This is a genomic window from Paraburkholderia sp. BL25I1N1 (assembly GCF_003002025.1).
GTDB lineage: Bacteria > Pseudomonadota > Gammaproteobacteria > Burkholderiales > Burkholderiaceae > Paraburkholderia.
Genome location: NZ_PVZB01000005.1, coordinates 54141 through 73041 on the forward strand (window position 1 = coordinate 54141; position 18901 = coordinate 73041).

The following is an 18901-nucleotide window of genomic DNA, read 5'->3' on the forward strand; positions in this document are numbered from 1 at the left end:
TATAAGTATTTGGTCGCTTCGCGAAGGGCGCGCGCCGGTGGTTTTACAAGGGGCTCAAGTCCAGACTGACGTTTGACGCCCACGCCTTAACCCGGCCAAAAAGAAGCGTTCAGCGCCGCGACCAGACGAGGGCTCAAGGGAACTACAAGGCGTTCAGGTCCAGTTCTGCGTCGGCACGTGATCGCGGCTGCCCTTGATCTTGTTGTTGTCGTCTACGAATACCAGGTCCGGCTTCCAGCCGGCCTTCAGTTCCGCTTCATCCACTACCGCGAACGCCGCGATGATCACCAGATCGCCCAGCTGCGCGCGCCGCGCGGCGGAACCGTTCAGCGAAATCATGCCGCTGCCGCGCTCGCCCTTGATCGCGTAGGTCGAGAAACGCTCGCCATTGTTGATGTTCCAGATGTCGATCCGCTCGTTTTCGACGATATTCGCCGCTTCCAGCAAGTCTTCGTCGATCGCGCACGAGCCTTCGTAGTGCAACTCGCAGTGCGTGACCGCGACGCGGTGGATCTTCGACTTCAGCATGTTGCGTTGCATGACCAATCCTGTGTGATTTCTCTTATGCGTGTCTACGCTATCTGAGACAGCTTCAGATTTCGAGGTTGTCGATAAGACGGGTGGCGCCGAGCTTGGCGGCCGCCAGCACGACCAGTTCCGCGTTCGCGTCTTGCGGACCCGGCGGCAGCAGATTCGAGCGCTTGCGCACCGCGATGTAATCCGGCTGCCAGCCGCGCGCGGCCAAGGCCGCCATCGCCGCCTGTTCGATCTTCGCGAAGTCGCGCTCGCCGGAAAGCACGGCGTCGCGCACGCGATTCAATTCAGCGGCCAACTTCGGCGCTTCGGCGCGCTCGGCGGCCTGCAGATAGCGATTGCGCGAGCTGAGCGCGAGCCCGTCGGTGTCACGCACGGTTTCGGCGGCGATGATGTCCGTGGGCAGCGCGAACTGGTTGCACATGCGGCGCACGATCATCAACTGCTGGTAATCCTTCTTGCCGAACACGGCGACGCGCGGCTGCACGCACGACATCAGTTTCATCACCACCGTGCACACGCCCTGGAAAAAGCCGGGCCGGAATTCGCCTTCGAGAATATCGCCCAGATCGTGCGGCGGATGCACGCGATACTCCTGCGGCTCCGGATACAGATCCTTTTCCGTCGGCGCGAACAGCACGTAGACGTTTTCCTTCTGGAGCTTTTCGATATCCGCTTCCATGGTGCGCGGGTATTTGTCGAAATCCTCGTTCGGACCGAACTGCAGCCGATTGACGAAAATACTCGCCACCACCGGATCGCCGTGCTGGCGGGCGAGACGCATCAGCGACAGATGGCCCTCGTGCAGATTGCCCATGGTCGGCACAAAGGCCGTGCGATTCTGGCCGCGCAACTGGTCGCGCAATTCATGGATCGAGCTGATGACTTTCATGATCGGACAGGGATTTCCTCGCGCGGCGCGAGACGGGCTGGACGCAAAACCCTACGGAATCGCGCGGGCCGCCGCCTCACTGGTAATGACAGGTTCGGAGCGCGGGATTGTAGTGGATTTGCGTGGCCGCCGCACCGAAAAGAGGCGGCTTTTCCCATCGGGTGAAATCCTGATATGCGGGATTTCGCCCCGTTCGAGGCCGTCAGGCGGGCAGATAGGCGAGGCGCACATAAATCGGCGCGAAGGGTTCTGCCTGGGTGATTTCGACGAGCGTTTCGCGGCACAGCTCGAGCACGGCGATGAAATTCACTACCACCACCGGCACGCCCTTGCTCGTGTCGAACAGGTCGGAGAACTCGATGAAGCGCGCGTTCTGCAGCTGCCGCAGGATCGAGCTCATATGCTCGCGCACCGACAGCTCTTCGCGCGAAATCTTGTGATGCTGGACCAGCTTGGCGCGCTTGATCACGTCGGCCCACGCGGCGCGCAGGTCTTCGCTGTTCACGTCGGGAAAACGCGGCGTGATGCTTTGCTCGATGTAGACCTCGGCGCGCAGGAAATCGCGCCCGAGTTGCGGCAACTGGTCAATACGCTGCGCGGCGAGTTTCATCTGCTCGTATTCGAGCAGGCGCCGCACGAGTTCGGCGCGCGGATCTTCGGCTTCCTCGCCGCTGTCGGCTTTCTTGACCGGCAGCAGCATGCGCGACTTGATCTCGATGAGCATCGCGGCCATGAGCAGATACTCGGACGCGAGTTCGAGATTGGTCTGGCGCAACTGGTCGACATAGCCGAGGTATTGCACCGTGACGTCCGCCATCGGGATGTCGAGCACGTTGAAGTTCTGCTTGCGGATCAGGTACAGCAACAGATCCAGCGGTCCTTCGAACGTTTCGAGAAAGACTTCGAGCGCGTCCGGCGGAATGTACAGGTCCGTCGGCAGCTTGAAGAGCGGCTCGCCGTACAGGCGTGCGAACGCAATGCCGTCGACGGTGTCCGGGGTCGAATCGGTGGCGGGCGCGGCGAGCGCGGCGTCGGCCGGCGGTGCGCCGTGGGCCTCGTCGGCGTGACTCACGCGCTTAGAAGTTTTGATAGTACGAGTAAGGCGTCTGTTCCACGCGCGAGGCTTTCTGCTCGGCGCGTTCTTCCAGGTCGATCGGCTGTTTGTCCCACAGCAGAGCGCGGCCGCGGCGCTGTTCGGCTTCCAGATTGGGTTTCTGTTGCTTGAGCTGGTTCAGGAACTGGGTGATGTCCGATTGATACATGGCTCGACGTCCGTGGTATGGGAATTGGCGGCTGCCCGGCGCGCATTTGCGTAGCTCGCATCTGGGTTGTTTCGTCGCACGGTGCCGCTGCTATTCCATAATTTTACCGCATGCGCGGCGCGGGGGCGAAAAACGGCGGCATAGCCGGGCGGGCGGCGCATGAAGATAGCTGGAACCCGCGTGGCGCGGCGCGCGTCCAAGGCGGGCGCGTTGGCGGCTGGCGTGCCGCGGACGTTGTTTTAGAGATCTGGCGGCGTCGCGCCGATGTGGTCAAATAGCGTGCTTCGGCCGCCGCGGCGCGCCTGAGCGACAAAATTCATCAACCACGGCCGGAGGTCCTGTTTGGCGGGGTGCGCGATCGACAAGCCGCGGCTGCGGCGCGGCAAGGCCGGTTCCGGGTCTGGGCATCGCACGCCCATGCGGCACTGGCTGCGCACGTGGCTGGCATTTGGCCTCGTCATGCTGACGCTGGCAACCGGCAACGCCCATGCAGCGAAAGCGGCGGCCAGCTACAAGGTCGACATCGAAGCCACGCCGCGCTCGCTGCGCAAGCTGCTCGAAGCGCATCTGGATATCGCGCGTTTCGCCAAACGTCCCGACATCAGCGACGACCAGTTCGAGTTTCTGATCACCGCCACGCCCCAGCAAGTGCGAGATCTGGCTTCCACACAGGGCTATTTCACGCCGATCGTGCGCACGGATGTGCGTACCGTCGATGATGCGAAGCGCGTCACGGTGAGCGTCGATCCCGGTCCGCAGACCGTCGTCTCATCGGTTTCGCTGTCGTTTCGCGGGCCGGTGCTGACCGAAGATCCTGAGCAGGAAAACACCGCGCGCTTCGCATTTTCACTGCACGAAGGCGATCCGTTCTCGCAGGGCGATTGGGACGACGCGAAAAACGCGTCGCTCAAGGCCTTGCAGGCGCGTCGCTATCTGGGCGCGAAGGTCTACCACTCGGAGGCACGAGTCGATCCGCGCACGCACGAGGCCAAACTGTCGGTCACGTACGAGAGCGGGCCGACCTTCACGATGGGCAAGCTGGACGTATCGGGCACGCGCCGCTATCCGGAACAGATCGTCGAGAACGTGAATCCGATTTCGGTGGGCGATATCTACGACGTTCAGCGCATCACCGAATTGCAGAGGCAGTTGCAGAACACGCCTTACTACGCGAGCGTCGCGATCGACGTGAACAGCGACCCGGCCAAGCCGGTCGAGACGCCGGTGCACGTGAAGGTGTCGGAATATCCGTACAACAGCATTCGAGGCGGCGTCGGCTATTCGACGGACAACGGTCCGCTGGTCCAGGGTTCCTATTCGTATCTCGACACGTTCGGCAAGGCGTGGCCGTTCACCATTCAGGGTCGCGTCGACCAGATCCAGCAATACGGACAAATCCAGCTCGCCATGCCGCCGGGGCCGCGTGCGTGGACCAATAGCATGCTGGCGTCCTACACCACGACCGACGTATCCGACACGCGTATTTACAGTATCCGCGGCGGCGTGCAGCGGGCCCGGACCTCGCAATTCATCGACTACAACTACTCGCTCCTGTACTACCAGGACCGGCTCGATCAGAATGCGGCGGAGCCGACCACGAGCCGCGCGCTGGTGCCGTCCTGGTCGTGGACCCGGCGCCATACCGACGACCCGTTGTTTCCGCGCAGCGGCAACCTGATTCACGTCGAGGCGGGTTTCGCGGTGAAAGGCGTGTTGACCGACCAGACCTTCATTCGCGGCTACGCGCGCGGTCAGCAGTATCTGCCGATCGGCAAGCAAGACCTCGTGCTGATTCGCGCCGAACTCGGCGGCGTGTTCACGAGCGGCCCTTCGAGCGGCATTCCCGCGTCGCTGCTGTTTCGCGCGGGCGGATCGAATTCGGTGCGCGGCTATGGCTATCAGAGCATCGGTAACAGCGTCGATGGTTCGGTGCTGCCCACCAAGTATCTCGTCACGGGCTCGGCCGAGTACCAGCACTGGTTCAATCACGACTGGGGCGCGGCTGCGTTCTTCGACGTCGGCACCGCCACGGACACATGGGGCGAAAAAGTCTTTTATCCCGGCGTCGGCGTCGGGGCGCGCTGGCGCAGCCCGGTTGGCCCGGTCAACGTCGATCTCGCCTACGGCATTCGCAACAAGAGCGTGCGGCCGTATCTGACGCTGGGCATTGCCTTCTGATGAAAACCTGCTTCCACATGATCCACGCATGACCACGGACGTTTCCACTCAACCTCCCGTGCAGCCTCCCGGCGCTAATCCGCCAGGAGAGCCGCCGGGACAGCAGCCGCCGCCCGGGGCGCCGCCGCCCAGGCGCCGCCTCGGCCGGTTGCTGCTGAAAACGTTCGCGTGGATGGTGGCCGTGCTGGTGTTGTTGCTCGCGTTGGGGGTGGGCTTGCTGTACGGCGCGCTGACGACCGAGCGCGGCACCGCCTATGCCTGGCAGGCGGCGGTGAAGCTGCTGGGCGGCAAGCTGAGCGGCACGCTGGAGCGAGGGACGCTCGCCAATGGCCTGCAATTGCGGCAAGTACGCTGGCGCAGCCTCGACGGCAGCGGTACCGATATTCAGATCGACCGCGTGGCGGGCCGCTGGGCGCTCGCGCGTGAGCCGTGGCGATTCACGATCGACTATTTGCATATCGGCACGGTGGACGCGCGCATCGGTTCTTCGTCGTCGAGCAGCAGCGGGCCGGTGAAATTGCCGCAGGATTTGCGCTTGCCGATGCAGCTCGACGTCCGCGACGTCCAGGTCGACAAGCTGCTGCTGCATCAGGGCGCGTCGACAACCGAATTCTCGCGCTTCGTCTTTCATGGTCGCAGCGACGGGCGCCATCACGAAGCCGCGATCGAGCGGCTGGATACGCCGTTCGGCGCGGTGACGGCGGCCGCCAAACTCGACGGTGTGCGGCCGTTTCCGTTGAGCGGGGAGATCGGCTATTCGGGGAAGGTGAACGACGAAGCGGTGCAGGTGGGCGGCCATCTGAGCGGCTCGTTGGAGAATCTCATCGCGGAACTCGACGCTAGCGGCATGAAGCTCGCCGGTCATGCGCGAGTCGAGGCTACGCCCTTCGGTGACGTGCCGCTGCAGCGCGCCACGCTGACTTTCGATCACATCAATCCGCAGGCTTTTGCGCCCGGTGCGCCGCTGGCCGATCTGGCCGTGCGGGCGGAATTGCAGCCGGTGGGGCAGGATGCGGCGGGGGAGGTCGTGCTGGGGGCGAGTGGGGCAACGGGGGCGAGTGGGGCGAGTGCCGCGAGTGCAATAGGCGCTGCGTCCGGGACAGGTGCGGCAAGTGGGGCGAAGGCAGTGAGAAAGCCCGCGAGTTCGGCGAGTGCTGGTCGTTCGGCGACTGCTAGTAGCACCGCGAACACCGCCAGCGCAGCCGACACCCGCAGCCGCGCGGCCAGCCAAAGTGCCCTCACAAGCGCAAGCCAGGCCGCGAGCGCAGCACAACCGCCCGTGGCGAAAAACGGAAAGAGCAACACCCCACCCGCCGCGACTTTCGCCGTCGCCGGCCATGTTTCGATCGTCAACGCCAAACCCGGCGCGATCGACCAGAACCTGCTGCCGCTAATCGACGCCAACGCAAACGTGCGGCTCGACGCCCAGGCGCAGCGCATCTCGAACCTCGCCGTGCGGATCGTGAAGAACGCTACGCTCACAGGCGGCGGTACGCTATCCGGCAAGCGCGGACAGTTCGATCTGCGCGTCGCCAATCTCGACCTGAACGCGCTGCAGGCGACGGTGCGGCCCACGCAGCTGTCCGGCCCCATCGGCGTGCGCCTGAACGACGATGTGCAGAGCCTCACGCTCGATCTCGCCGACCCGAAAGCGGCGTTGCGCGCCCAGGGCAAGGTTACGTTCGATCCCGCCCGCATGAGCTTCAACGACGTGCGCATCACGTCGGGCAAAGGCCGCATCGACCTGTCCGGGGCGCTCAAGCACGACGCGAATTCCACCTACAACCTGAAAGCGCAACTGACCGATTTCGATCCGTTGACGCTGACTTCGCAGATGCCGTCGCGCAAGCCGATAGCCGAAGCGGCGCCGGCAGCGAACCAGGCCAGAAACAGCAAAACCGCACAGGCCGCGGCCGCGCAAGCGGGCAGCACGGCCGGCGCAAAATCCGCGGCGCCCGCCGATAAAGCCGCCGCCGCCGTGAAAAACACCGCCAAAGCTGCGGTCAAAACCGAAGTAGTCGAGCGCAAAACGCCGCCGCCAAAGAAACGCGGCGCCCCGCCCGCCCGCAAGATCGAAGCGCGCGTGACCGGCACGCTCACCGCCGCCGGCATGCTCGGTCCAGTCTTCACGACCAAGGCCGAATTCAAGCTCGGTCCGAGCGTCTACGACGGCCTGCCGCTGACCGGCGGTGGAACGATCCAGTTGGCGGGCTCGCGGATTTTGCCGAGCCGCGCGAACCTCTCGGTGGCGGGCAATCAGGTGGATCTGCAGGGCAGCTTCGGCGCACGCGGCGACCGGCTGAAGTTCCACGTCGACGCCCCGGCGCTGGAACGCCTCGGCTTCGGTCTCGCGGGACTTATCGCGACCGATGGCGACGTCACCGGCTCGTTCGCGCATCCGAATGTCGTGCTGAACTACAAGGCGGACAGCGTGGTATTCAGCAGCAACCACATCGGCCATGCGGAAGGGCACGCCGAATTGCGCGACGGCGCGAACGGCGCGCTCGTCTTCACCACCGACGCGCGCAATGTCAGCGCGGGCGGCGTCGATCTGAGCACGCTCACGGCACGTCTGTCCGGCACGCGCGCCAATCACACGCTCGAGGCCGCGGCCACCGGCAAGTTGCAGGAGCGTCCGCTCGATCTCACGCTCGCCGCCAACGGCAAGCTGACCGAAGCGCGCGACGGCACGCGCTGGGACGGCACCGTCACGCGCTTGCAGAACCGCGGCACGCCGGCGTTGAATCTCGAGTCGCCGCTCGCCGTCAGCGCCGGGCCGGACCGCCTGACGCTGGGCACGACCCGGCTCACGCTCGAAGGCGCGGTGTTGAGCCTGAAAACCTTTGTCTTCGACCACGGCAAGCTTCAGTCGGCAGGCAGTCTGACCGGCATCCCGGTCGCGCGTTTGCAAGACCTGCGGCGCGAGATCACGGGCGAGCCGCCGCACGTCAAAACCGATCTCGTGTTCGACGGCGACTGGGACTTCGCGCTCGGCAGCACGGCGACCGGCCACATCCAGTTGCAGCGCCGCAGCGGCGACGTCACGGTTGAAATCGGCCGGGGGCTCGCGTCTCTCGGTATTTCGAGCATCGCCGCGCGCGCCGAGTTCAGCGGCGGCAACCGGCTCAACGCCACCGTGCACGCGCAGGCGAGCCGCATCGGCGTGATCGACGCCGACGCGCACACCACGCTGGTGATGCGCGACGGCTTCCTGACCCTCAACGAAGACGGCGCGCTCACCGGCAATGTGAACACCAACGTGCCGTCGCTGAAAACGACCGGCGGCCTGTTCGGCCCGAGCTATCTGCTCGACGGCCACCTCGCGCTCAAGCTCGCGCTCGGCGGCACCGTTGCCAAACCGAACCTGACCGGCTCGCTGCTCGGCGACGGCCTGTCCGCGACCATGGTCGATCAGGGCGTGCAGTTGAAGGACGGCGTGGTGCGCATCGCGCTTTCGCACAATCTGGTCGACTTCCAGCAGGTTGAATTTCACGGCGCAAGCGGCACCCTGCGTGCCACCGGGCGTGTGCGTCTGGACGGCGCGGAGCCCGATCTGACCGCGAGCATCGTCGCGGACAAGCTCGAATTGTTTGCCGCGCCGGATCGTAACTTGTCGCTGTCGGGCAGCGCGAGCGTCGCGAACGCGGGCGCGCAGGGCGGCATGGCGATCAACGGCAAATTCGTGGTCGATCATGCGTTGTTCGACATGCCGGAGCAGTCCGCGCCGAAGCTCGGCGACGACGTCGTGGTGGTGCGCCCGGACGGTTCGGTGGCGGGCGAGCGGCCGCGACCCGTGCCCGGCACCAACAAGCCGATCGGTCCGTTTGCGCCGCGCGCCAATATCGACATCAGCCTTGGCAACAACTTCCGTTTTCGCGGCCAGGGCGCCGACCTGGGCCTGACCGGCACGATCACGGCGATGAGCGCGCCGGATCTTCCGCTGCGCGCGGTGGGGAACGTGCGCGTCACGCAGGGCTCAACCTACACGGCGTTCGGCCGCAAGCTCAACATCGAGAACGGTTTCTTCACGTTCAACGGGCCGGTGGCCAATCCAGGCATCAATATCCTGGCCATGCGCCGCAATCAGCAGGTCGAGGCGGGCGTGCAGGTCACGGGCACGGTTCAATTCCCGACGGCGAAGCTGGTGTCCGAGCCGAACGTGCCGGACAACGAAAAGCTCTCGTGGCTGCTGTTCGGCCACGGCACGGATCAGGGTAATAACCTCGGTCAGCAAAGCACCATGACGACGGCGCTCGCGCTGCTCGGCAGCGCGAGCGGCAAGCGGATCGCGCAGACGTTCGGGCTTGACGAATTTTCGGTCGGGCAGAGCGAAGTCGGCTTGACTGATCCGCAAGTGGTGATGGTGTCGAAGGCGATCAACGAGCGGCTCGTGATCGGCTACGAACAGGGGCTGCAGTCGGCGAGCAATGCGATCAAGGCGACGGTCAACCTGACGCGGTACTGGTCGGTCGGGGCTTACGGCGGCACGTTCACCGGCGTCGAACTGTTTTACACGCGGCGCTTCGACCGGATTCGGTGGTGATGGGTTGATTGGCTGCGCTGGAATCTTCGCGCCTGGGTCAAAAAAACGGCACGCCTTTTTAGAGCGTGCCGTTTTTTCATGCTTGCTTGCTGCGTGAGACGCCGCGCGCTTCTTACTTCACGCGCATGCCCGGCTTCGCGCCGCTGTGTGGCTCCAGAATGTACAGGCCCGGTTCCGCTTTCTCGTCGGTGGCGGAGGCGGCCAGCACCATGCCTTCGGACAGGCCGAACTTCATCTTGCGCGGCGCGAGGTTCGCGACCATCACTGTCAGCTTGCCGACCAGTTGCTCCGGCTGATACGCCGACTTGATGCCCGAAAACACGTTGCGAGTTTTCTCTTCGCCAACGTCGAGCGTAAGCTGCAGCAGCTTGTCCGATCCCTCCACCGCCTTGCACTCGACGATCTTCGCAATGCGCAAATCGATTTTCGCAAAGTCGTCGATCGAGATGATGCCGGACGTTTCGTCCTTGTCGGCGGCTGCTGCTTTCGCTGCCTTCGACTTGCCTTTGGCATCGGCCGGCGCGGTTGCTTCCGGCGTGGCTTGCAGCGAGTCGCTATTGGCGGCGATCAGCGCGTCGATCTGCTTCGAATCGACGCGCGTCATCAAATGCTTGTACGCGTTGATCGGGCGCGTGGAGCTAAGCGGCACGTTGGCGTCGGCCCATACCAGCGGTTCGATGCCGAGGAAGCCTTCGACCGCTTCGGCGAGCTTCGGCAGCACCGGCTTGAGCGCCAGCGACAGCAGACGGAACGCTTCGATGCTCACGCTGCAGGTTTCATGCAGCGCGACGCCGTTCGCCGGATCTTTGGCCTGATCCCACGGCTTGGCGGTATCCACGTATGCATTCACGGCGTCGGCCAGTTCCATGGTCTGACGCAGCGCGCGGTTGTACTCGCGCGCTTCGTAGTTCGCGGCGATTTGCGGCACGGCAGCGCGCAGCGACGCGAGCAGCGGATGCTGCATCGCGCTGTCCTGCACGCGGCCGTCGAAGCGCTTGATCAGGAAGCCGGCGGCGCGGCTCGCGATGTTCACATACTTGCCGACCAGATCGCTGTTCACGCGCGCCTGGAAGTCGTCGAGGTTCAGGTCGAGGTCTTCCATCGTGCTGTTCAGTTTGGCCGCGAAGTAGTAGCGCAGCCATTCCGGATTCAGGCCCGTGTCGATCACGCTCTGCGCGGTGATGAAGGTGCCGCGCGACTTCGACATCTTCGCGCCGTCCACGGTCAGGAAACCGTGCGCGAACACGTTGGTCGGCGTGCGGTGACCCGAAAACTCGAGCATGGCCGGCCAGAACAGCGTGTGGAAATACAGAATGTCTTTGCCGATGAAGTGGTACTGCTCAGCCGTCGAACCCTTGCGAACCCACGCGTCGAAGTCGAGGCCGCGTTTTTCGGCGAGGTTCTTGAAGCTCGCGTAATAGCCGACCGGTGCGTCCAGCCACACGTAGAAATACTTGCCCGGCGCGCCCGGAATCTCGAAGCCGAAATACGGCGCGTCGCGCGAGATGTCCCAGTCGGCGAGCTTGGCTTCGCCGGCGTCGCCGAGCCACTCGCGCATCTTGTTGGTGGCTTCCGGCTGCGCCAGGCCGCCCACCCATGCGCGCAGGAAATTCTCGCAACGCGGATCGGAGAGGCGGAAGAAATAGTGCGTCGACGTCTTGCGAATCGGCGTGGCGCCGGAGACGACCGAGTAGGGATTGATCAGCTCGGTGGGCAGATAAGTCGAGCCGCATACTTCGCAGCTGTCGCCATACTGGTCTTTGGCGCCGCATTTCGGACATTCGCCCTTGATGAAGCGATCCGGCAGGAACATTTCCTTGACCGGGTCATACGCCTGTTCGATATCGCGCGCGTCGATCAGGCCCGCTTCCTTGAGCGCGAGATAGACGTTTTCGCTGAGAACGCGGTTCTCTTCGGAGTCGGTCGAGTAGTAATTGTCGAACGAAATTCCGAAGCTGTCGAAGTCGCGCTTGTGTTCCTGCCAGACGCGGTCGATCAACTGCTTCGGCGTGAGACCTTCCTTCTCCGCGCGCAACATGATAGGCGTGCCGTGCGTGTCGTCGGCGCCCACGTAATAGACCTCGTGTCCGTGCATTCGCAACGTCCGGACCCAGATGTCCGTCTGGATATATTCGACCAGATGGCCAATATGGATTTGCCCGTTCGCATACGGAAGGGCCGACGTGACGAGAATCTGGCGACGGCCTGACGGCGCGCCTGCGGAGAGATCGGTTACGGGTGCTGACATAAGGATGGTGGGAGCCTGCGGTGGGACGAAAGGTTGATTCTAGCAGGGCAGGCGCCCGGCGCGGGGCGGGCCGCCTGGGCGCGGCGTGAGTCGCTGCGGGCCGGACGGTGTGTAAACCGAGCGCCCAAAAAAAACCGGGGCTATTAACCCCGGAGCAACAACGACAAGAGGAGAATGGTGACGCGGCGGCTTCGCCAGCCACGTACCGTAAAGACAGACAGCGGATTTTCGGCAGAGTTCGAAATTTTTTTCGTTCCCCTGCGAGTTTCTTTCCCGCCGCCTTTCACGGCTTTCCAAAGCATAACGGTCGCCGAAGGTCCAACCCCGGCGACCGGCTTTCTCAATCTCCCTCGGTCTCGTCCTTATTGCGTGGTGTGCTGAGCCGTAGCGCGCAGATAGATTTCCACGCGGCGGTTCGCGGCACGGCCGGCTTCGGTATTGTTGTCGGCGATCGGCTGGTTCTGGCCCATGCCTTGTGCCGACAGGCGTTGCGGCGCGACGCCACGTTGGCCCAGGTAACCCGTCACGCTTTCCGCACGGTTCACCGACAGCGTCTGGTTGTAGGCCGGCTGGCCCGTGCTGTCCGTATAGCCGATCACTTGTGCGATCAGTTCCGGATTCTGCTGCATGGTTTGCGTCAGTTGATCCAGCACCGGCGCGAACGACGGCTTGACTGCGTAGCTGTTGGTGTCGAACGTGACCGAGCTCGGAATGTTCAGCTTGAGCGAACCGTCCGGCTGTTCGGTGATCTGCGTGCCGGTGCCCTTGGTGGCGCCCGACAGCTTGTTGTGAATGGCTTGCCAGTTGTAGCCGGTGATGCCGCCCACCGCCGCGCCGACGCCCGCGCCGATCGCCGCGCCCTTGCCGCCGCCGAAGATCGCGCCCAGCGCCGCGCCAGTGCCGGCGCCCACACCAGTACCGACAGCCGTGTTCGTGCCCTGTTGGCTGGCGCAGCCGGCCAGCAATGAACCGGCAACCGCGAAGACTGCCAGGCGAGTCATGATTTTTGCATTCATTTTTGATTCCTCTTGAGTGAAGCGAGTCAGGCGAGCAAGGCGCGGCCAAACAAATTTATCTGGCGAAGATGACGGCCATGAAGCCGTCGGTTCACCAATACGAAAAGTCTTACGCCCTGTTCAGCCTCGGTCCGACAGTAAAAAAGGGTCTTCCGGCACGCCGTGGCGTCAGCCACTACAATAATGACTGAAGCACGCAGCGATGCGGCCCCCATGGCGTTCCGCCTGCCCGAAGGGTGCCCGGCACGCCTGGTTTTCGCAATGCTGTCTAACAATTTCTTTCAAATTCCGGCGCGTGGCCGAGACTTCGATTCCGCTGCGCCGCAGGTGTTCCCCACGGAGTGTCAATGAGTATCGATCGGGCATTGGTCGACGCTGCCCTCGCAGCCGTCGCTGACCCCAACACCGGCCGGCCGTACGCAGCCGCCAAGAACATCAGGAACGTCGCCGTGCAGGGTGACACGGTCAGTGTCGAGGTGGTACTCGGCTATCCGGCCATGCGCCAATTCGACGCGATCCGCGCGCAATTTTCCGATGCGCTGCGCGCCGTGCCAGGCGTGGCGGACGTGCGTGTCCAGCTGTCGCAGCAGATCGCGGCGCATACCGTGCAGCGTGGCGTGAAACTGTTGCCGAACGTTAAGAATATCGTCGCGGTGGCGTCGGGCAAGGGCGGCGTCGGCAAAAGCACGACCGCTGTGAATCTTGCGCTGGCGCTGGCGAGCGAAGGCGCGTCGGTCGGTATTCTCGACGCGGACATCTACGGCCCGTCGCTGCCGATGATGCTCGGCATCGTCGGCCGCCCCGAGTCGCCGGACGAGAAGTCGATGAACCCGATGACCGGCCACGGCTTGCAGGCCAATTCGATCGGCTTTCTGATCGAGCAGGACAACCCGATGGTGTGGCGCGGTCCAATGGCGACTTCCGCGTTGGAACAACTGCTGCGGCAGACGAACTGGAACGATCTCGACTATCTGATCGTGGACATGCCGCCGGGCACCGGCGACATTCAGCTCACGCTCTCACAACGCGTCCCGGTGACGGGCGCGGTGATCGTCACCACGCCGCAAGACATCGCGCTGCTCGACGCGAAGAAGGGCCTCAAGATGTTCGAGAAGGTGGGCATTCCGATTCTTGGCATCGTCGAGAACATGGGTATGCATATCTGCTCGAATTGCGGCCACGAAGAGCATATTTTCGGCGCCGGCGGCGGCGAGCGCATGGGCAAGGAGTACGGCGTCGACGTGCTCGGCAGCCTGCCGCTCGACATCGCGATCCGCGAGCAGGCCGACTCGGGCAAACCGACCGTGGTGGCCGACCCGCAGGGACGTATCGCGGAGATCTATCGGTCGATCGCGCGCAAGGTGGCGGTCCATATCGCCGAACGCGCTCGCGACATGACGTCCAAGTTTCCCAATATCGTGGTCCAGAACACCTGAGGAAACGCGCGCTGCACTAAGTTTTTTGCCGCGCGAGAAGGCTCCTCGAGGATCACGCCCTCCGGCTGGCGTGACGCGCCGGGTTCGAGAGGCCGCGCTTGATCAGCCGTTCGGACAAGGGGCCAAGGCGTCTGTTTTGGCCTGGTCTCGCGGTATCATGTCGACTTCACAAGTTCGGCTCGGCGGCCGCAGGGGCGGCCACCAGGCCGGCAAGAGGATCGCATGGGAAAACGAATCGACGGGCAGGCGGTGCATGCGTTCATCGTCCTGGCTGCCAGCAGTGTGCTGTTATGCGGCTGTAGCGCGTTCCTGAGACCACAGGAAAAACGTGCGGACGCGCAGTTGCTGCCCACCGTGGGCAATCAGGCGCGCGGTCTCGTCACGTTCATCGAGCGCTCGGACGGCGTGCAGGTCACCTACAATCTCGCGGGCATGCAGCCCAATAGCGACCACGCGTTGCAAGTGCACGAGCGCGGCGACTGCAATGCCGCTGACGGTTCCAGCGCCGGTCAGGTGTTTTCGCCGGCCGCGGAGCGTCTGAAATCGGGCGCGCGCGTCGAGGGCGACCTCGGCAATATTCACGCGGACGCGAACGGCGTGGCCACGGGCTTCATCGTTGCGCCGGACGTCTCGCTCGACGGCATCCGCTCGGTGTTGCAGCGCGCGGTTCTGCTGCACCACGACGCGACCGATCCCTACGCCTATCCGCAACATGGCGCGGGCCCCGCGCTCGCCTGCGGATTGATTCGCCAGTGAGCGTTGGGGCAGCTGCGTGATCAAGGCCCAGGTACAGGCTGCCAGCGTCCGGTCAGGCGGTCTTGAAACAGGCATCGGACCGCTTCTGAAGCCAACCTGCGGCAGCATTCTCACGATCGCGTAAAATGAGCGCCTTTCGTTCGGCTGGCTCGCCGGAAGGCCTGTTCTGCCGCATGGGCGGGAAGCCCCGCAGGGCAAGCGTAGGGCGCCTGAACGGCACGCCGCCCGGACCGCTTCCGCGGAGTCAGCGCAAAGCAGGCGCGCAGCAAGCCGAAAGTGACCCGGCAGTTACCGGGTTGTTATCCGTCACATCTCTGTCATTCACGTCGAGCAGCGTTCACCTATGACTATCAAATCCGACAAGTGGATCCGGCGCATGGCCGCGTCGCACAACATGATCGAGCCGTTCGCGCCCGATCAGGTTCGCGTCTCCGAAGACGGCCGGAAGATTGTCAGCTACGGCACGTCGAGCTACGGCTACGACATCCGCTGCGCCGACGAATTCAAGATCTTCACGAACATCAACTCGACTATCGTCGATCCGAAGAATTTCGACGAAAAGTCGTTTGTCGACTTCAAGGGCGATGTCTGCATCATCCCGCCGAATTCGTTCGCGCTCGCGCGCACGGTGGAGTATTTCCGCATTCCGCGCAGTGTCCTGACCGTGTGTCTGGGCAAGTCCACGTATGCGCGTTGCGGGATCATCGTCAACGTGACGCCGTTCGAGCCGGAATGGGAAGGGCACGTCACGCTCGAATTCTCGAATACGACACCTTTGCCTGCGAAAATCTACGCGAACGAAGGCGTCGCTCAAGTGCTGTTTTTCGAAAGCGACGAAATTTGTGAAACGTCGTACGCGGATCGCGGCGGCAAATATCAAGGTCAGCACGGCGTCACGTTGCCGAAAACGTGACGTCGGCGGCGCACTGACCCACCAGCTATACCGGGTGACCGCTGCCATTGACAGAATGCAGCGGTCGTTCTTTTTGGAGAATCGCCCATGAAGTTTCGTTTTCCCGTCGTCATCATCGACGAAGATTTCCGCTCCGAGAACATCTCGGGTTCCGGCATCCGCGCTCTGGCCGAAGCCATCGAGAAAGAAGGCGCGGAAGTGCTCGGGTTGACGAGCTACGGCGATCTGACCTCGTTCGCGCAGCAGTCGAGCCGCGCCTCGTGCTTCATCCTCTCGATCGACGACGACGAGTTGCTGCCGTACGTCGATAACGTGGTGGTGGAAGGCGAGACGCCGGAGCTGGCTGCGGCGATCGTCGCGCTGCGGGCGTTCGTGACCGAAGTGCGCCGCCGCAACGCCGACATTCCGATCTTCCTGTACGGCGAAACGCGCACCTCGCGCCACTTGCCGAACGACATCCTGCGCGAACTGCACGGCTTCATCCACATGTTCGAGGACACGCCGGAGTTCGTGGCGCGCCACATCATCCGCGAGACCAAGGTGTATCTGGATTCGCTCGCGCCGCCGTTCTTCAAGGAACTGGTGCAGTACGCGGACGAAGGTTCGTACTCGTGGCACTGCCCGGGACACTCGGGCGGTGTCGCGTTCCTGAAGAGCCCGCTCGGCCAGATGTTCCACCAGTTCTTCGGTGAGAACATGCTGCGCGCGGACGTGTGCAATGCCGTGGACGAACTCGGCCAGTTGCTCGACCACACCGGACCGGTGGCGGCCTCCGAACGCAACGCGGCGCGCATCTTCAGCGCGGATCACGTGTTCTTCGTGACCAACGGCACGTCGACCTCGAACAAGATCGTCTGGCACGGCACGGTCGCGCCGGGCGATATCGTGCTGGTGGACCGCAACTGCCACAAGTCGATCCTGCACGCGATCACGATGACCGGCGCGATTCCGGTGTTCCTCACGCCTACGCGCAACAACTTCGGCATCATCGGGCCGATTCCGCGCAGCGAGTTCGAGCCGGAAAACATCAAGAAGAAGATCCTCGCGAATCCGTTCGCTCGCGAGGCGCTCGCGAAGAATCCGGATCTCAAGCCGCGCATTCTGACGATCACGCAAAGCACGTACGACGGCGTGATCTACAACGTCGAAATGATCAAGGAGATGCTCGGCGACTGGCTCGACACCTTGCACTTCGACGAAGCCTGGCTGCCGCACGCGGAATTCCACGAGTTCTATCAGGATATGCACGCGATCGGCGCGGGGCGTCCGCGGATCGGCGCGATGGTGTTCGCCACGCACTCCACGCACAAGCTGCTGGCCGGCATCTCGCAGGCTTCGCAGATCGTCGTGCAGGATTCGAAGAACAGCCGCTTCGACAAGCATCGCTTCAATGAAGCGTATCTGATGCACACGTCCACGAGCCCGCAGTACGCGATCATCGCCTCGTGCGATGTGGCCGCGGCCATGATGGAAGCGCCGGGCGGCCCCGCGCTCGTGGAAGAATCGATTGCCGAAGCACTCGATTTCCGCCGCGCCATGATCAAGGTCGACGCCGAATACGGCGACGACTGGTTCTTCAAGGTGTGGGGCCCGGACCAGTTCGCCGAGGAAGGCATCGGTTCGCGCGAAGACTGGATGCTGCGCCCGAATGACGCGTGGCACGGCTTCGGGCCGCTCGCCGAAAACTTCAACATGCTCGACCCGATCAAGGCGACCATCGTCACGCCGGGTCTGGACATGGGCGGCGGCTTCGGCGAGACGGGCATTCCGGCTGCGATCGTCACGAAGTATCTGGCGGAACACGGCATCATCGTCGAGAAGACCGGGCTGTATTCGTTCTTCATCATGTTCACGATCGGCATTACGAAGGGCCGCTGGAATTCGATGGTTACCGAACTTCAGCAATTCAAGGACGACTACGACAACAACCAGCCGTTGTGGCGCGTGCTGCCCGAGTTCGTCTCGCATCATCCGATGTACGAGCGCATCGGCCTGCGCGATCTGTGCCAGCAGATTCATAGCGTCTATCGCGCGAACGACATCGCCCGATTGACGACGGAGATGTACCTGTCGAGCATGGAACCGGCCATGAAGCCGTCGGATGCCTTCGCCAAGCTCGCGCACCGCGAGATCGACCGCGTGCCTATCGACGAGCTCGAAGGCCGCGTCACGTCGATCCTGTTGACGCCGTATCCGCCGGGTATTCCGCTGCTGATTCCGGGCGAGCGCTTCAACAAGACCATCGTCAACTATTTGCGTTTCGCGCGGGAATTCAACGAGCGCTTCCCGGGGTTCCATACGGATATCCATGGACTTGTCGGCGAAACGATCAATGGGCGTATCGAATACTTCGTCGATTGCGTTCGCGGCTGATGATGTTGCGGGTGACGTCCCTGTTGGCGGCCGGCGCTGGCGTTCGCGGCGCGCGGCGCGCGTTCGGTACGTTGGCGCTGGCTTCGGCGGCGGTGTTCGGCGCGGCGTCGTTGCCGGCGCATGCCGAAGTCGCCGCGGCCGATCCGATCGATGCGTCGATGCGTACGTGCCTTGCGCGCGGCGACATGTCGTCGACGACGGGGCAAGTGCAGTGCATGGACAACGCGCGGATCGGCTGGAAGACCGCGCTCGATAACGCGTGGCAGCAGCTTCAACAGAAGTTGCCGCCCGCGCGGCGCAAGCAGTGGGAAAAGAGCCAGGCGAGCTGGCAAGCTTCGCGCGATGCCGAGAAGCAGTTGCTCGCAGCCGTGTTTGCCACGACGCACGGCTCGATGTACGTGCTTGCCGAAGCTGACATGCAATTGCAGCCGGTGCGCGACCGCGCGCTCGTGCTGCGCAGTGCGCTGGCGAAGGCGAGCGCCGGCGGCGACCCGCCGCGCCGTGTGCGCGCGTGCAGCGCGGACGCACAGTGTGAGCATGCGATGTTCGATCTGAACCGCTATTACCGGCGTTTGCAGTCGAAGATGCCGGTGCGTACGCGTCCGACGCTGACACGCGCGCAGAAGGCGTGGACCGCATATCTGAATGCTACGACGCCGGTGGTCGATGAGCGTGGCCGTATCGATATTATTGGCGCGCGGGTGGCGACGCTCAAGCGCTTGTCGGAGACGGTCGGCAATAGCTGAGCGT

13 protein-coding genes are annotated in these 18901 nt (G+C 63.6%); 7 read left to right on the top strand and 6 right to left on the bottom strand.

The annotated features are described in order from the left end of the window. Window positions 1-153: 153 nt before the first annotated feature. From panD to B0G73_RS08945, 4 genes are all read right to left on the bottom strand, one after another. Entirely contained in the window at window positions 154-540 is a 387-nt protein-coding gene (gene panD, locus B0G73_RS08930; RefSeq protein ID WP_012432059.1) for an aspartate 1-decarboxylase, read from the bottom strand. A 52-nt stretch (window positions 541-592) separates the two neighbouring features. Further along, window positions 593-1426: a pantoate--beta-alanine ligase gene (gene panC / locus B0G73_RS08935; protein WP_106279905.1), complete on the bottom strand. Its 834-nt coding sequence runs from the start codon at window positions 1424-1426 to the stop codon at window positions 593-595. 202 nt (window positions 1427-1628) lie between these two features. After that, a complete protein-coding gene (locus B0G73_RS08940) occupies window positions 1629-2498 on the bottom strand; it encodes a ScpA family protein (protein ID WP_106279907.1) in 870 nt (289 codons plus the stop codon). Between the two features lie 4 nt (window positions 2499-2502). Further along, window positions 2503-2688 carry a DUF3460 family protein gene (locus B0G73_RS08945; RefSeq protein WP_007175923.1) on the bottom strand — a complete coding sequence of 62 codons (186 nt, stop codon included), beginning with the start codon at window positions 2686-2688 and terminating at the stop codon, window positions 2503-2505. A gap of 342 nt (window positions 2689-3030) precedes the next feature. Here B0G73_RS08945 and B0G73_RS08950 point away from each other — a divergent pair, with 342 nt between their 5' ends. Together B0G73_RS08950 and B0G73_RS08955 are read left to right on the top strand one after the other, a co-directional pair. Then, a complete protein-coding gene (locus B0G73_RS08950) occupies window positions 3031-4866 on the top strand; it encodes an autotransporter assembly complex family protein (RefSeq protein WP_106279909.1) in 1836 nt (611 codons plus the stop codon). Between the two features lie 28 nt (window positions 4867-4894). Next, window positions 4895-9409 (top strand): translocation/assembly module TamB domain-containing protein, encoded by a 4515-nt coding sequence (locus B0G73_RS08955; RefSeq protein WP_106279910.1) that lies wholly within the window; start codon window positions 4895-4897, stop codon window positions 9407-9409. Window positions 9410-9521: 112 nt separating this feature from the next. Here B0G73_RS08955 and metG read toward each other — a convergent pair whose 3' ends face one another. Beyond that, entirely contained in the window at window positions 9522-11657 is a 2136-nt protein-coding gene (metG, locus tag B0G73_RS08960) for a methionine--tRNA ligase (protein ID WP_106279912.1), read from the bottom strand. A 362-nt stretch (window positions 11658-12019) separates the two neighbouring features. Next, window positions 12020-12673: an OmpA family protein gene (locus tag B0G73_RS08970; RefSeq protein ID WP_106279916.1), complete on the bottom strand. Its 654-nt coding sequence runs from the start codon at window positions 12671-12673 to the stop codon at window positions 12020-12022. A 347-nt stretch (window positions 12674-13020) separates the two neighbouring features. Between B0G73_RS08970 and apbC the strand changes: the two genes are divergently transcribed. The 5 genes from apbC (at window position 13021) to B0G73_RS08995 (ending at window position 18897) form a co-directional block, all read left to right on the top strand. Continuing rightward, complete coding sequence (gene apbC, locus B0G73_RS08975; RefSeq protein WP_106279918.1) at window positions 13021-14109, top strand: iron-sulfur cluster carrier protein ApbC; 1089 nt, start codon at window positions 13021-13023, stop codon at window positions 14107-14109. Between the two features lie 222 nt (window positions 14110-14331). Continuing rightward, on the top strand, window positions 14332-14865 hold the full coding sequence (locus tag B0G73_RS08980; RefSeq protein WP_106279920.1) for a superoxide dismutase family protein: 534 nt from the start codon (window positions 14332-14334) through the stop codon (window positions 14863-14865). Between the two features lie 343 nt (window positions 14866-15208). Next, entirely contained in the window at window positions 15209-15778 is a 570-nt protein-coding gene (dcd, locus tag B0G73_RS08985) for a dCTP deaminase (protein ID WP_012432068.1), read from the top strand. An 87-nt stretch (window positions 15779-15865) separates the two neighbouring features. After that, window positions 15866-18151, top strand: coding sequence for an arginine/lysine/ornithine decarboxylase (locus tag B0G73_RS08990; protein ID WP_106279922.1), 2286 nt, complete (start codon window positions 15866-15868; stop codon window positions 18149-18151). Window positions 18152-18153: 2 nt separating this feature from the next. Continuing rightward, entirely contained in the window at window positions 18154-18897 is a 744-nt protein-coding gene (locus B0G73_RS08995) for a lysozyme inhibitor LprI family protein (protein WP_258193265.1), read from the top strand. Window positions 18898-18901: the final 4 nt, after the last annotated feature.